General features: G+C 67.1%; 14 protein-coding genes. 6 read left to right on the forward strand and 8 right to left on the reverse strand.

The features are described 5' to 3' along the window. Positions 1-76: 76 nt before the first annotated feature. The 3 genes from AC3WR5_RS31545 to aptA form a co-directional block, all read right to left on the reverse strand. On the reverse strand, positions 77-907 hold the full coding sequence (locus tag AC3WR5_RS31545; protein ID WP_141285512.1) for a gamma-glutamyl-gamma-aminobutyrate hydrolase family protein: 831 nt from the start codon (positions 905-907) through the stop codon (positions 77-79). Positions 908-941: 34 nt separating this feature from the next. Next, positions 942-2246, reverse strand: a complete 1305-nt coding sequence (locus AC3WR5_RS31550; protein WP_492489689.1) for an NAD(P)/FAD-dependent oxidoreductase — start codon at positions 2244-2246, stop codon at positions 942-944. 70 nt (positions 2247-2316) lie between these two features. Continuing rightward, positions 2317-3624: an omega-aminotransferase AptA gene (gene aptA, locus AC3WR5_RS31555; RefSeq protein ID WP_141285496.1), complete on the reverse strand. Its 1308-nt coding sequence runs from the start codon at positions 3622-3624 to the stop codon at positions 2317-2319. A 238-nt stretch (positions 3625-3862) separates the two neighbouring features. Between aptA and AC3WR5_RS31560 the strand changes: the two genes are divergently transcribed. The 3 genes from AC3WR5_RS31560 to AC3WR5_RS31570 all read left to right on the forward strand — a co-directional run bounded on the left by AC3WR5_RS31560 (position 3863) and on the right by AC3WR5_RS31570 (position 4964). After that, complete coding sequence (locus tag AC3WR5_RS31560; protein WP_492489737.1) at positions 3863-4321, forward strand: Lrp/AsnC family transcriptional regulator; 459 nt, start codon at positions 3863-3865, stop codon at positions 4319-4321. A gap of 62 nt (positions 4322-4383) precedes the next feature. Then, complete coding sequence (locus AC3WR5_RS31565; RefSeq protein ID WP_141285492.1) at positions 4384-4656, forward strand: YlcI/YnfO family protein; 273 nt, start codon at positions 4384-4386, stop codon at positions 4654-4656. Further along, the gene (locus tag AC3WR5_RS31570; protein WP_141285490.1) at positions 4653-4964 is read left to right on the forward strand and encodes a type II toxin-antitoxin system RelE/ParE family toxin; all 312 of its coding nucleotides are present in this window, start codon (positions 4653-4655) and stop codon (positions 4962-4964) included. The genes AC3WR5_RS31565 and AC3WR5_RS31570 overlap by 4 nt, the downstream gene beginning before the upstream one ends. A 57-nt stretch (positions 4965-5021) precedes the next feature. On the opposite strand, the gene speB is transcribed toward AC3WR5_RS31570, so the two are convergent. Beyond that, the gene (speB, locus tag AC3WR5_RS31575; RefSeq protein WP_492489691.1) at positions 5022-5948 is read right to left on the reverse strand and encodes an agmatinase; all 927 of its coding nucleotides are present in this window, start codon (positions 5946-5948) and stop codon (positions 5022-5024) included. A gap of 13 nt (positions 5949-5961) precedes the next feature. Beyond that, complete coding sequence (locus tag AC3WR5_RS31580; protein WP_492489692.1) at positions 5962-6162, reverse strand: hypothetical protein; 201 nt, start codon at positions 6160-6162, stop codon at positions 5962-5964. A gap of 200 nt (positions 6163-6362) precedes the next feature. Between AC3WR5_RS31580 and aceA the strand changes: the two genes are divergently transcribed. Next, the gene (gene aceA, locus AC3WR5_RS31585; RefSeq protein WP_141285486.1) at positions 6363-7679 is read left to right on the forward strand and encodes an isocitrate lyase; all 1317 of its coding nucleotides are present in this window, start codon (positions 6363-6365) and stop codon (positions 7677-7679) included. A 177-nt stretch (positions 7680-7856) separates the two neighbouring features. Here aceA and AC3WR5_RS31590 read toward each other — a convergent pair whose 3' ends face one another. From AC3WR5_RS31590 to gbd, 3 genes are all read right to left on the reverse strand, one after another. After that, positions 7857-8207: a hypothetical protein gene (locus tag AC3WR5_RS31590; protein WP_492489695.1), complete on the reverse strand. Its 351-nt coding sequence runs from the start codon at positions 8205-8207 to the stop codon at positions 7857-7859. A 73-nt stretch (positions 8208-8280) separates the two neighbouring features. Then, the gene (locus AC3WR5_RS31595; RefSeq protein ID WP_492489697.1) at positions 8281-9714 is read right to left on the reverse strand and encodes an ammonium transporter; all 1434 of its coding nucleotides are present in this window, start codon (positions 9712-9714) and stop codon (positions 8281-8283) included. An 89-nt stretch (positions 9715-9803) separates the two neighbouring features. Continuing rightward, positions 9804-10952: a 4-hydroxybutyrate dehydrogenase gene (gene gbd / locus AC3WR5_RS31600; RefSeq protein ID WP_492489699.1), complete on the reverse strand. Its 1149-nt coding sequence runs from the start codon at positions 10950-10952 to the stop codon at positions 9804-9806. A 140-nt stretch (positions 10953-11092) separates the two neighbouring features. Between gbd and AC3WR5_RS31605 the strand changes: the two genes are divergently transcribed. Next, positions 11093-12007: an alpha/beta hydrolase gene (locus AC3WR5_RS31605; RefSeq protein WP_492489700.1), complete on the forward strand. Its 915-nt coding sequence runs from the start codon at positions 11093-11095 to the stop codon at positions 12005-12007. Continuing rightward, positions 12004-12879 (forward strand): YbgC/FadM family acyl-CoA thioesterase, encoded by an 876-nt coding sequence (locus AC3WR5_RS31610; RefSeq protein WP_492489701.1) that lies wholly within the window; start codon positions 12004-12006, stop codon positions 12877-12879. Before AC3WR5_RS31605 ends, AC3WR5_RS31610 begins: the two co-directional genes overlap by 4 nt. The last annotated feature ends 9 nt before the right edge of the window (positions 12880-12888 follow it).

The following is a 12888-nucleotide window of genomic DNA, read 5'->3' on the forward strand; positions in this document are numbered from 1 at the left end:
GCATTGCGCGCGGAATGTCGCCTGGCAGACTGCTGCGCCCGGCGCCGGGCCGCGCGGGCCCCGGGGTTCTGTTGGGTCAGGCCTTGTTTGCGCCCGGTTGAATGGCGGCCGGATGGTGTGCAGCCTGATGCTGGCGGCAAGCATCGCCAAAGGCGTTCAGCATCACGACCGATTGCGGGTTTTGCGCAGCCTGCCACTCCGGGTGCCATTGCACGCACAGGCTGAAGCCAGCGCCGCCTTCGACTGAAAACGCTTCAACCAGCCCGTCCGGCGCGCGGGCTTCGACCCGCAGGCCGTCCGCCAGCCGGTTCACCGCCTGACCATGCACCGAGTTGACCGGGAAGTCGCCGCTGCCGAACAGGCTGGCCAGCACGCCGCCGGCCTGCACCTGCACCGCATGCGCCGGGCCGTACTGCACGGCAGCCGGTTCGCCATCGGGCGCGCGGTGGTCATGGTGGCCGGCCACGTCGTGCACGGCCTGGTGCAGCGAGCCGCCCAGCGCCACATTGGTCTCCTGCGCACCGCGGCAGATTGCGAACAGCGGGATGCCGCGCGCAAGCGTGCGGCGGATCAAGGGCAGCGTCCAGCTGTCGCGCAGCGGGTCCAGCGGCAGGGCCGGGTTCAGCACTTCTTCGCCGAAGTGGCTGGGGTGCACGTTGGATGGCGAGCCGGTCAGGAACACGCCGTCGGCCAGATCCAGCAGCGCGTCGATCTCATCGGCCTCGGCAGACGGCACGATCAAGGGCTGGCCGCCGGCCAGGCGCACGGCATCCAGGTACTTCTTGCCGGCGATGTGGAAAGGGTGCTCGCCCAGCATGCGGTTGCACGCGGGCACCAGCACCACGGGCTTGCGTGCCGGTGCGGCCGCGGCGTCGTGGGCGGCGGTGATCGAGGAGGGCAAGGTCATGTCGTTCATGCCGATGTTCCTGAATGAGTGGGGTTCAACCCAGCAAGTCCCGCAGCTGGTACCAGGCCATGCCCAGCACCAGGGCCGGAGTGCGCAACAAGCGCCCGCCCGGGAAGGCATGGTGCTTGATGCGTGCGAAGACGTCAAAGCGGCTGGCGTCGCCGGTCATGGCTTCGGCCACCAGCCGGCCAGCCAGGCCAGTCAGCGCCAGGCCGTGGCCGGAGAAGCCTTGCAGGTAATACACGTTCTGGTGGCCGTCCGGCAGGCGGCCGAAGTCCGGCGCGCGGTTCATCGTGATGTCCACGAAGCCGCCCCAGGCGAACTCGGCCTTGGCGTCTTTCAGCTGCGGGAAGGTGCCGACCATGAGCTTCCTCATCGTCTCGGCCAGGTTGGGCGGCGTCACGGTGCTGTAGCTGACGCGGCCGCCGTAAAGCATGCGGTGGTCGGCCGTCGGGCGGAAGTAGTCCAGCACGAAGTTGGTGTCACAGACTGCCGAGCCCGAAGGCACCAGCGACGCGGCCAGTCCAGGTTCCAGCGCCTCTGAGCAGACGATGTAGGTGCCGACCGGCATGATGCGCTGCTCCAGCGCCTGGGCCAGGCCCTGCAGGTAGACATTGCCGGCCAGCAGCACCTGCGGCGCGCGCACCTGGCCGCCTGCGGTGTGCAGCGTGACCGTGGCGCCGGGCGTCATCGCCGTGACGGGTGAGTTCTCGAAGATCTGCACACCGGCTTCGGCCGCGGCGCGGGCGATGCCCAGCGCGTATTTGAGCGGATGCAGGTGGCCGGAGTGCGGGTCGTGCAGGCCGGAGTGGTAGCGCGGGCTGGCGATCCAGTCGCCAATGCGCTCGTGCGGCACCGGTGTGAACCTGGCGTTGTAGACCCGCGCCATGCGCTCGGCCCATTCGGCCAGCGCCGCGCCCTTGCGTGCACTGGTGGCCACGCCCAGGTAGCCATCGCGCCAGTCGCAATCAATCTGGTGATGGCGCATGCGCTGGCGCAGCAGGTCCAGCGCTTCCAGCGTCATGCCCCAGACCTTGCGGGCGTCGTCCAGGCCAAGTTGGGCTTCGATTTCGGTCTGGTCGCAGGCCAGGCCGTGGATGGCCTGCCCGCCGTTGCGCCCACTGGCACCCCAACTGACCTGCCTGGCCTCCAGCAGCACGACCTTGCGGCCCAGCCTGGCCAGGTCCAGCGCGGCGGTCAACCCGGCCAGGCCGCCGCCGACGATGGCCACGTCGGCTTCGAGGTCGCCGGAAAGCGCAGCAAAACCCTGCATGCGCGGGGCGGTGGCGGCGTAATACGAATGGCGGGCGAGATCGCGGTCGACGCTGAGGAAGGTCATAAGGTAGGCGCTAGGCAAAGCCCTCTGAAAGTCAGTTACCGCAGGGTTGGAAGAATGGGAGTGGAAGTGCTCAGGCCACGCGACTGATCGCGTTGCGCAGTGTGCTGACGATCTGGTCGATCTGCTCGCGGCTGATGATCAGCGGCGGCGACAACGCCACCGTGTCGCCCGTGGTGCGCACCATCACGCCGGCGGCGTAGCAGTCCAGGAACACGTCGAAGGCGCGTGCGGTCGGTGCGCCGGGACGCGGCGTCAGCTCGATGCCGCCGACCAGGCCGATGTTGCGCACGTCGATCACGTGCGGCGCGTCCTTCAGCGAATGCAGCGACTCGGCGAAGTAAGACTGCAGCTCGCCAGCGCGGGTCAGCAGGCCTTCTTCCTCGTAGGTGTCCAGCGTGGCCAGGCCGGCGGCGCAGGCCAGCGGGTGGGCCGAGTAGGTGTAGCCGTGGGCGAATTCGATCGCCTGTTCCGGTCCCTGCATGAAAGCGTCGTACACGTGTTGGCGGGCAATCACCGCGCCCATCGGCACGGCGCCGTTGGTCAGGCCCTTGGCGCAGCTCATCAGGTCTGGCGTGACGCCGAAGGTCTGCGCGGCAAACGGGTTGCCGGTGCGGCCGAAGCCGGTGATGACCTCGTCGAAGATCAGCAGGATGCCGTGGCGGTCGCAGATCTCGCGCAGGCGCTGCAGGTAGCCTTGCGGCGGGATCAGCACGCCGGTGGATCCTGCCACCGGCTCGACGATCACCGCGGCGATGGTCGACGGGTCGTGCAGCGCGCACAGGCGCTCCAGGTCGTCTGCCAGCTCGGCGCCATGGGCTGGCTGGCCGACGCTGAAGGCATTGGCGCCTAAGTCGTGGGTGTGGCGGATGTGGTCCACGCCGCTCAGCATGGTGCCGAACATCTTGCGGTTGCCCACGATGCCACCGACCGACATGCCGCCGAAGTTGACGCCGTGGTAGCCGCGCTCGCGGCCGATCAGCCGGGTGCGCTGGCCTTCGCCGCGCACGCGGTGATAGGCCAGGGCCATCTTCAGCGCCGTCTCCACGGCTTCGGAGCCGGAGTTGGTGAAGAAGACCTTGTTCATGTCGCCCGGCGCCAGGTCCGCCACGCGGCGGGCCAGCTCGAAGGCTTTGGGGTGGCCCATCTGGAACGGCGGCGCGTAGTCCATCTCGGCGGCCTGCTCGGCAATCGCCTGCACGATGCGCGGCCGGGCGTGGCCGGCGTTGACGCACCACAGGCCGGCGACGCCGTCGAGGATCTGCCGGCCTTCGTCGTTCCAGAAATGCATGCCGGAAGCCTTGGTCAGCAGGCGCGGTGCCTTCTTGAACTGGCGATTGGCCGTGTAGGGCATCCAGTAGGCGTCAAGGTCGGCGGTCATCGTCATTCCTCAAGGACTTGGCAGTGGCGGCGTGATCCACATCACGCTTCGGCGCTGCTTCAAGTGGCATTCAGCAACGAAGAGCAGTCTAGCCAAGCCGGCGCGCAATGTGCTTGCGCGTTGGCGAGGTCCCAGGCCTCGCGGCGCAATTTCATGCGAAGCAGAACTACAATATTGAAACAATATGCGAAGCATCCCCAAATCGCCGCAATTTTCATCACAGGCTGGCATGCAACTGATGCATCTGGACGCCATTGACCGCGCCATCCTGTCGGAGCTACAGATCGACGGCAAGCTCACCAACGTGGAGCTGGCGCAGCGGGTGCATCTGTCGCCCTCCGCCTGCCTGCGGCGGGTCAAGCAACTGGAAGATGAAGGCGTGATCGCGCAGTACGTGGCGCTGCTGAACCCCAAGGCCGTGGGCCAGACAGGCACCAGCTTCACCATCATCAACCTCGAAACCATGAGCAACAGCCTGCTCGAAGCCTTCGAGCAGGCTGTGCGGGCCGAGCCGCAGGTGCTGGACTGCTATTACGTGGCCGGCTCGAACGACTACCTGATCCGCTTCGCCTACCGCGACGCCGAGGACCTGGAGCGTTTCCACACCCAGGTGCTGATGCACCTGCCGGGCGTGGAGCGGTCGAACTCCATGCTGGTGCTGCGGACGGTCAAGAAGACCACCGCCTTGCCGTTGTAACCGCTGGGCCTGGAACGGACTACACTCACTGCGTCGCAAGTGCAACGCAATCCATTCCACCCATGAAGTCCGCAACGTTCCCCTCGCTGCGCGTCGAAGCCGAGCTTCGCGAAGCTGCCGAAAGTGTCCTGCAGGAAGGCGAGTCCTTGTCAGGTTTCATCGAGTCGTCGGTGCGAGAGACCATCGACCGTCGACGCAACCGCGCCGAGTTCATTGCCCGCGGCTTGGCCGCGCGTCAGGACTTCGCTCGCACTGGCGTCTCGTATTCCGCGGACGAGGTGCACGCAGAACTGAAAGGCCGGCTTGAGGCCGCCAGAAAGCGGATCCTCGGTTGAGCTTCGCAGTCCGCTACCTGGCCCAGGCCCGCGCCGACCTCATTCGCCTCTACGACCATTTGGTCGACAAGGCCGAGACGGTGGAGGACCTGACGCATGCTGACATCGCCTATGAAGCAATCGTGAGCGCGATCGACAGCTTGCGACGCACCCCATTCATCTACCGCAAGGCCGCCGAGAGCCCTTTCCTGCGCGAGTTGTTGATTCCATTCGGTGCGGCCGGCTATGTTGCGCTGTTCGAGATCGTCGATGCAGGTCTGGTTCAGGTGCTCGCCATCCGGCATCAGCTGGAAGACGACTACCACTGACCTCCGCCTCGATTGGCTAGGGGCTAAAGTTAGCTCAGACGACGTTGCCAATCCGAGTCAGATGCCCAAGCGCCTGCGCTGGCCGCTGAGGTAGGTCCAGACGATTTGCGAGGCGGCCAGGCTGGTCAGCTCGCTCTGGTCGAAAGGCGGGGACACCTCCACGCAGTCCATGCCGATGAAGGGCAGGTCGGCCAGTTCCTCGAGGATGCTGAAGACCTGGTTGGTCGTCATGCCGGCCGGCTCGGGCGTGCCGGTGCCAGGTGCAAAGGCCGGGTCCAGGCAGTCGATGTCCAGGCTGAGGTAAAGGGGCGGGTGCCCGTGTGCGGCCAGGCGCTCGCGGATGGCGCGGAACACCGGCGCCAGCTGCGTCGGGTTCTCCAGGCCGCGCAGGTCACGCGCGGTGAAGATCTGGCCGCCCTGGTCGCGCACGTATTCGCGGGCTTCGCGCACCCCGGCCGAGCGGATGCCCAGTTGCGTGAAGCACTCGGGCAGCACCAGGCCTTCCTGGATGGCCTCGTAGACCCAGGTGCCATGGCCACTGGGCTCGCCGAAGTGGTCTTCCCAGGTGTCGCAGTGGGCGTCGAAATGGATGATGGCCAGCGGCTGGCCGACCTGGGCGCGGTAGGCGCGCAGCAGTGGCAGCGTGATCGAGTGATCGCCGCCCAGCCAGGCCATGTGGTGGCTGGCAATCAGCGGCTGGATCAACGGCATCATCGCTGCGCGCATGCCTTCCAGGCTGGTGTTGGGTAAGGGCAGGTCGCCGGCGTCGCCCACGCAGCCGTCCAGCGCCACATCGAACAGCGGGTGCGTGCCGTCGCACAGCATGTGGCTGGCCTGGCGGATGTTGCGCGGGCCGAAGCGCGCGCCAGGGCGGTTGGTCACACAGCCATCCCAAGCGACGCCGGCCAAGCCGAAGGTGTGGCCTTTGGCGAGCGGTGGCACCTGCAGGAAGGTGGTCTGGGACAGGAACGGGAAGCCGGACATCGGGCAGCGCTTTCTAAGGAACCTGAACGGGGATCGCCGAAGGGGTTTCGACCCTGCCGATCAGGTCGACGGCGGCCATCATAAAGAGCATCGCGTTGCCCGGCGCACGCATCGGGGGCTTGCATCGGCATCCACTGCTGCGGATTTCCCATCGCGAAAAGGCTATTTCACGATGTGGAATCAAGAGGATTCGAAGGTGAGTTTCATTTTTCATAGTGAAATCTCCACTCTCACATTGCGATATGTTGAAGTTAAGTCATTGATTTCATTGAAAACAAACTTCAGTCTTATATAAGACATAAGTCTTCCCGCCAGCGAGTTCGGCGCGCACACTTGTCTCCAGGTTGTCACCTTGTTGACCTCAATTTCCGACACCCGATCGACCCCGATTCGACCTACCTGATGGAGCTCCCGATGACGAAGCTGACCCGCGAACAACAGATTGCCGCCCTGCAAAAAGACTGGGCCGAAAACCCCCGCTGGAAGGGTGTCAAGCGTGGCTATTCCGCTGCTGACGTGGTGCGCCTGCGCGGCAGCCTGCAGCCCGAGTACACGCTGGCCCAGCGCGGCGCCGAAACGCTGTGGAACAAGATCAACGGTGGTGCCAAGAAGGGCTATGTGAACGCCTTCGGGGCGATCACCGCCGGCCAGGCGATGCAGCAGGCCAAGGCCGGCCTGGAAGCGGTGTACCTGTCGGGCTGGCAGGTGGCCGCCGACGGCAACACCTCCGAGACCATGTACCCGGACCAGTCGCTGTACGCCTACGACTCGGTGCCGACCATGGTCCGCCGCATCAACAACACCTTCAAGCGGGCTGACGAGATCCAGTGGTCGCGCGGCATCAACCCGGGCGACGAGCAGTTCGTCGACTACTTCCTGCCCATCGTGGCCGACGCGGAAGCCGGTTTCGGCGGCGTGCTGAACGCCTTCGAGCTGATGAAGAACATGATTGCCGCGGGCGCTGCCGGCGTGCACTTCGAAGACCAGCTGGCGGCCGTGAAGAAGTGCGGCCACATGGGCGGCAAGGTGCTGGTGCCGACGCAGGAAGCCATCGAGAAGCTGCTGGCCGCGCGTTTCGCTGCCGACGTGATGGGCGTGCCCACCATCGTGCTGGCCCGCACCGACGCCGAAGCCGCCAACCTGATCACCAGCGACCACGACGCCAACGACAAGCCCTTCCTGACCGGCGAGCGCACGCAGGAAGGCTTCTACCGCGTCAAGAACGGCCTGGAGCAGGCCATCAGCCGCGGCGTGGCCTATGCGCCCTATGCCGACCTGGTGTGGTGCGAAACCGGCACGCCGGACCTGGGCTTCGCCCGTGAGTTCGCGCAGGCCGTGCATGCCAAGAGTCCGGGCAAGCTGCTGAGCTACAACTGCTCGCCGTCCTTCAACTGGAAGAAGAACCTGGACGACCGCACGATCGCGCGCTTCCAGGATGAACTGTCGGCCCTGGGCTACAAGTACCAGTTCATCACGCTGGCCGGCATCCACATCAACTGGTTCAACACCTTCAAGTTCGCCCACGCCTATGCGAACGGCGAAGGCATGAAGCACTACGTCGACATGGTGCAGGAGCCCGAATTCAAGGCCCGCGAACAAGGCTACACCTTCGTCTCGCACCAGCAGGAAGTGGGAGCCGGCTATTTCGACGACGTGACCACCGTGATCCAGGGCGGCAGCTCCAGCGTCAAGGCACTGACCGGCTCCACGGAAGAAGAGCAGTTCCATTAAGAATGGGGCACCCGGTTCGCCGGGTACGGCAAACCACCCGCCGGGCGGGTTGGCGCGGCTGCCTTGAGGCGGCTCGGCGCCGGCCGCGCTGCGGTGACGACGGTCAAGGTCGTCAAGCCAAACAAAAGGCCCGGTTGCCAAACAGCAACCGGGCCTCTTTTCGTCAGCGCGGGCCTGTCAGCGCAGGCTGCCCACGTAACGGGCCGGCGGCGGCGCGCTGGGGGCGGAGGGTGCATTGGTGCTGCGTCCGAAACGGCTCTCGCCGAAGCCAGAGGGGGCATGGCGCTCGGCCATGCTGCGGGTGGGCTGCGGCCGCACTTCGGCTGGCGGCGGGAACATGGCGGCCAGGAAGCGCTGGCCCCATTCGACGAGCTCCGGGTGCGCCACCTCGGCCAGCGCCACGCGGATGATCTCGCGGGCGTACTCGGGGCTGCGCACCAGCCACTCCACGTCGGTGACACGGCCCACCTTGCGCCGCATCACCACATGCAGGTGGGCGGCAATGGCCAGCTTTTCGCTCTCCAGCATCTTCACACCTCCGGCTAAGTTGTCGTCAAAAGAAGAAAACTGCCTTGCTGCGCGCTCGTGAACCACCTTCGGATCACTCGACGCGCTCGCCGTGCTGGCTCAGGTCCAGCCCGTCGGATTCCTGCTTCTCGGTGATGCGCAGGCCGATCACCCAGTCCACCAGCTTCAGGATCAGTGCGCTTGCCAGGCCGCTGTAGACCAGCGTGGCCAGCACCGCCAGGCCCTGCGTGAGCACGCTGCCTTCGACACCGCCGATTTCCGGATCGGCCAGCCAGCCGGTCATCAGCGCACCGATGATGCCGCCCACGCCGTGCACGCCAAACACGTCCAGCGAGTCGTCCGCCCCCAGCAGGCGCTTCAGGCCGGTGGCGCCCCAGTAGCAGCCTACCCCGGCGGCCACGCCGATCAGCACTGCGCTGCTCGGGCTGACAAAGCCGGAAGCCGGCGTGATGGCCACCAGGCCGGCCACCGCGCCGCTGCACAGGCCCAGCAAGGTGGGCGTGCGCCGCACGATCCACTCGGCCAGCATCCAGGCGAGCGCTGCCGCTGCGGCGCCCAGTTGCGTGACCAGCATCGCCATGCCGGCGCGCCCGTCCGCAGCACCGGCCGAGCCACCGTTGAAGCCCATCCAGCCCACCCACAGCAGCGACGCGCCGATGGCCGTGTACGCGAGGTTGGACGGCATCAGCGCCACTTGACCGTAGCCTTTGCGCTTGCCCAGCATGAAGGCCGCCACCAGCCCTGCAATGCCGGCATTGATGTGCACCACCGTGCCACCGGCAAAGTCCAGCGCACCACGCTGGGCCAGCCAGCCATCACTCGCCCAGACCCAGTGCGCCACCGGCGAATACACCAGGATGGACCACAGGCCCATGAACCACAGCAGCGCTGCGAACCGCATGCGCTCGGCAAATGCTCCGACGATCAGTGCCGGCGTGATGATCGCGAAGCTCAGCTGGAACATCACGTACACCGACTCGGGTATGGTCGGCGCCAGTGGATGAGTGGTGACCAGGCCTGCCATCTTGTGGAACTGCACCGTGGACAGAAAGGTCGCGATGCCGCTGCCCAGCCATGGCGAGCCGGGCATGAAGGCCAGGCTGTAGCCCCAGCCAAACCACAGCAGCGAGACCAGCGCGCAGACCGCCAGCACCTGGGCCATCGTGCCCAGCACGTTCTTCTTGCGCACCATGCCGGCGTAGAACAACGCCAGCCCGGGGATCGTCATCAGCAGCACCAGCGCGGTGGCGCTGATCATCCAGGCGGTGTCGCCGGCACTGATCTGGGCGACCGGCGTCAGCAGGGGCACGCCGGTGGCGACCGCGCTGGCGGCCGCACCCGACGCGGCGGCCACGCCCTCAGGCGCTGAAGCGGCACCCGATGCCACCCCGGAAGCCGCCGTCGCGGCAGCGTCCGAAGCAGCCTGCGCCCATGCACTTGCTGTTGCCCAGCAGGCAACGCCCACCCCGGCGGCTTTGAGCCGCCGCCCCGTCACTGCGCACTGCATCAACAACGTCCTGTAGGTTTAGTGATACCTGTTTTCCAAGCAAGTATCAGACCTGTATCAGGACGTTTCGACCGCAGACAGCCGCGGTTTCACATCGAGTCGTGCAGCAGCTGCAGGTAGTCTTCGCGGGTTGCGAGCCTAGGGTTCGTTGCATGGCAATGGTCGACCATCGCGCCGTCGATCACGGCCTCGAAGATCTCGGGCGACACCCCCATCTGCGCCAGCCCCGTCGGCAGGCCCAGGCGGGCGTTCAGCTCGCGCACAGCCTCGGCCAGCTCGGTGCCCTGGCTGTCGCAGCCGGGCAGGCCGATGGCGTGCGCCATGCGAGCCAGCCGGTTCTCGCGCCGCATCGAGTCGGCCGAGGCGTTGAAGCGGATCACGGCCGGCAGGAAGACGGCGTTCAAGGTGCCGTGGTGCAGGCGCGGGTTCTTGCCGCCCAGGCTGTGGCTGAGCGAATGCACGCAGCCCAGGCCCTTCTGGAAGGCCAGCGCGCCCTGCATGCTGGCACTCATCATGGCCCAGCGGGCGTCGCGGTCCTGGCCGTTGCGGGTGGCGCGTTCGATGTGGGCCCAGCCGCGCGCCAGGCCGTCCAGTGCAATGCCGTCGGCGGGAGGGTTCACCGCGCCGGACATGAAGGTCTCAAGGCAATGGGCGATGGCGTCCATGCCGGTGGCTGCCGTCAAGGAAGGCGGCAGCGTCAATGTCAGCGCCGGATCCAGCAGCGCGGACTTGGGCATCAGGTTCCAGTTGTGGAAGCCCAGCTTGCGGCCATCGTCGACGATCAGGATCGCGCCGCGCGCGACCTCGCTGCCGGTGCCCGCGGTGGTCGGCACCGCAATGACCGGCGCCGCGGCCGTGCTGATGCGCCCGGCGCCGCCTTCGATGGTGGCGTACTGGCTCAGCGGGCCGGGGTGCGTGGCGGCGATCGCCACGCCCTTGGCCAGGTCGATGCTGGAGCCGCCCCCCACGGCCACCAGGCCGTCGCAGCCATGCTGCTTGTAGACCGCCACCGCGGCGCGCACGGCAGCCTCGGTCGGGTTGGGCGGCGTGGCGTCGAACACCGCGTGGGGCAGGGTGCCCAGCGCACCCAGCGCCTGGTCCAGCACACCTGCAGCGCGCACCCCGGGGTCTGTCACCACCAGCGGCTTGGCAATGCCCAGCCGCTCGCATTCGGACTGCAGCAGCGAGAGCACGCCGAAGTCGATGTCGATCTGGGTCAGGTAGAGGATGCGCGCCATGGCCTGCCATCAGGAAAGGTTGGGGTGCAGCCAGTATGCTGGCGGCCGCACGCCTCGTGCCACAAGACAAACCTTGAGTTCCTGTCCCCGAGATGACACTGCATTCCAAGCCACCCACAGTCCCTCATCTCACGTCGCAGATGAGCGCCTTGCTGGCGCGCATCCGCCGCGCCAACCGGCCGGCTTTCCACACGCTGTCTCCAGAGCATGCGCGCCTGGCCTACGGCATTGGCTCCGAGATCCTGGACCTGCCGCGCGCGCCGCTGCCGCGGGTCGAAGACATTCAGGTGCCTGTAGCGCCTGGCGTGCAGTGTGCCGCGCGGCTCTACGCGCCCAGCGCCGAGAAGCTGCCGGTGCTGCTGTACCTGCACGGCGGTGGTTTCACCATCGGCGGCATCGAGACGCACGACAGCCTGTGCCGCCAGCTGGCCCTGCGCAGTGGTGCCGCCGTGCTGTCGCTGGACTACCGGCTGGCGCCCGAACATCGTTTTCCTGCCGCCGTGGACGACAGCTTCGGCGCTTTGCGCTGGCTGGCCGGCCCGGGCGCTGCCGAACTGGGTCTCGATGCCTCGCGCATCGCGGTGGGTGGTGACAGCGCCGGCGGCACGCTGTCGGCCGTCTGTGCGCTGATGGCACGCGACCAGGGCCTGACGCTGGCGCTGCAGTTGCTCATCACGCCCGGCACCGGCGCCTACGCCAACACCGATTCGCACCGCCGCTTCGCCGAAGGCTACCTGCTGGACGCCGCCAGCATCGAGTGGTTCTTCAACCAGTACATCGCCCACGCGCAGCGTGAAGACTGGCGCTTCGCGCCGCTGCTGGCGCCGGAGCTGGAAGGCCTGGCGCCCGTCTGCATGATCCTCGCCGAGTGCGACCCGCTGGTCGACGAAGGCGTGGCCTATGCCGACCGGCTGCGGCTGGCAGGCGTGCCGGTCGCGCTGGAGCTGTACCGTGGCGTGACCCACGACTTCATCAAGCTCGGCCGGCAGATCCGCGAAGCCGATGCTGCCCAGGCCGCCGCAGGCCTTGCCCTGAAAGAGGCGTTTTCATCATGAGCACCCCCCGCCTGCAACGCACCGATTTCCGCTGCTTCGAACGCTTGCGCGTGCGCTGGTCCGAAGTGGACATGCAGCAGATCGTCTTCAATGGCCACTACCTGAACTACGTGGACACCGCCGTCGGCACCTACTGGCGCGCGCTGGCCTTACCGTACCAGGCCGCCATGCAACTGCTGGGCGGTGACCTGTTCGTCAAGAAGGCCACGGTCGAGTACCACGCCGCGGCGACCTTCGATGACCTGCTGGAAGTCGGCGTGCGCCACGAGCGCACCGGCAACAGCTCGCTGGGCTTCACTGCCGCGGTGTTCCGTGCCGAGCAACTGCTGGTCACGACTGAGCTGGTCTATGTGTTTGCCGACGCGCAGGCCCGCACGCCGCTGGCCGTGCCCGCCACGCTGCGCGAGATCCTGCGCGGCTTCGAGGCTGGCGAGGCCATGGTGGAGGTGCAGGTGGGCGACTGGGCCACGCTGGGACAGGCTGCCAGCGAGATCCGCCAGGAAGTCTTCGTGCAGGAACAGAACATCCCGGCGGCGATGGAATGGGACGATGGCGATGCGCACTGTGTGCACGCGGTCGCCTACAACCGCCTGGGCATGGCGCTGGGCACTGGCCGGCTGCTGGAGCACGTGCCCGGCGTGGCCAAGATCGGCCGCATGGCGGTGCGCCGCCCGGTGCGTGGTGGCGCGGTCGGTCGCGCCGTGCTGGACGCGCTGATGCAGGCCGCCCGCCAGCGCGGCGACCACGAGGTCATGCTGCACGCCCAGACCAGCGCCGCGCCGTTCTACAGCCGGGCCGGCTTCACGCCGCGTGGGCCGGTCTTCGAGGAAGCCGGCATCCAGCACGTGGAGATGGTGCGGGCGCTGCGCTGAAGCAGCAGC

The sequence above is a fragment of the Ideonella sp. FW305-24 genome, from assembly GCF_058788035.1.

Excerpts from the sequence above, each read along its gene's own strand:
- AC3WR5_RS31565 (WP_141285492.1), top strand. The coding sequence starts at position 4,384 with ATGAAGTCCGCAACGTTCCCCTCGCTGCGCGTCGAAGCCGAGCTTCGC.
- AC3WR5_RS31550 (WP_492489689.1), bottom strand. The coding sequence starts at position 2,246 with ATGACCTTCCTCAGCGTCGACCGCGATCTCGCCCGCCATTCGTATTAC.
- gbd (WP_492489699.1), bottom strand. The coding sequence starts at position 10,952 with ATGGCGCGCATCCTCTACCTGACCCAGATCGACATCGACTTCGGCGTG.
- aptA (WP_141285496.1), bottom strand. The coding sequence starts at position 3,624 with ATGACCGCCGACCTTGACGCCTACTGGATGCCCTACACGGCCAATCGC.
- AC3WR5_RS31560 (WP_492489737.1), top strand. The coding sequence starts at position 3,863 with ATGCATCTGGACGCCATTGACCGCGCCATCCTGTCGGAGCTACAGATC.
- AC3WR5_RS31605 (WP_492489700.1), top strand. The coding sequence starts at position 11,093 with ATGAGCGCCTTGCTGGCGCGCATCCGCCGCGCCAACCGGCCGGCTTTC.
- AC3WR5_RS31595 (WP_492489697.1), bottom strand. The coding sequence starts at position 9,714 with ATGCAGTGCGCAGTGACGGGGCGGCGGCTCAAAGCCGCCGGGGTGGGC.
- AC3WR5_RS31610 (WP_492489701.1), top strand. The coding sequence starts at position 12,004 with ATGAGCACCCCCCGCCTGCAACGCACCGATTTCCGCTGCTTCGAACGC.
- speB (WP_492489691.1), bottom strand. The coding sequence starts at position 5,948 with ATGTCCGGCTTCCCGTTCCTGTCCCAGACCACCTTCCTGCAGGTGCCA.
- AC3WR5_RS31545 (WP_141285512.1), bottom strand. The coding sequence starts at position 907 with ATGACCTTGCCCTCCTCGATCACCGCCGCCCACGACGCCGCGGCCGCA.
- AC3WR5_RS31590 (WP_492489695.1), bottom strand. The coding sequence starts at position 8,207 with ATGCTGGAGAGCGAAAAGCTGGCCATTGCCGCCCACCTGCATGTGGTG.
- AC3WR5_RS31580 (WP_492489692.1), bottom strand. The coding sequence starts at position 6,162 with ATGAAAAATGAAACTCACCTTCGAATCCTCTTGATTCCACATCGTGAA.
- aceA (WP_141285486.1), top strand. The coding sequence starts at position 6,363 with ATGACGAAGCTGACCCGCGAACAACAGATTGCCGCCCTGCAAAAAGAC.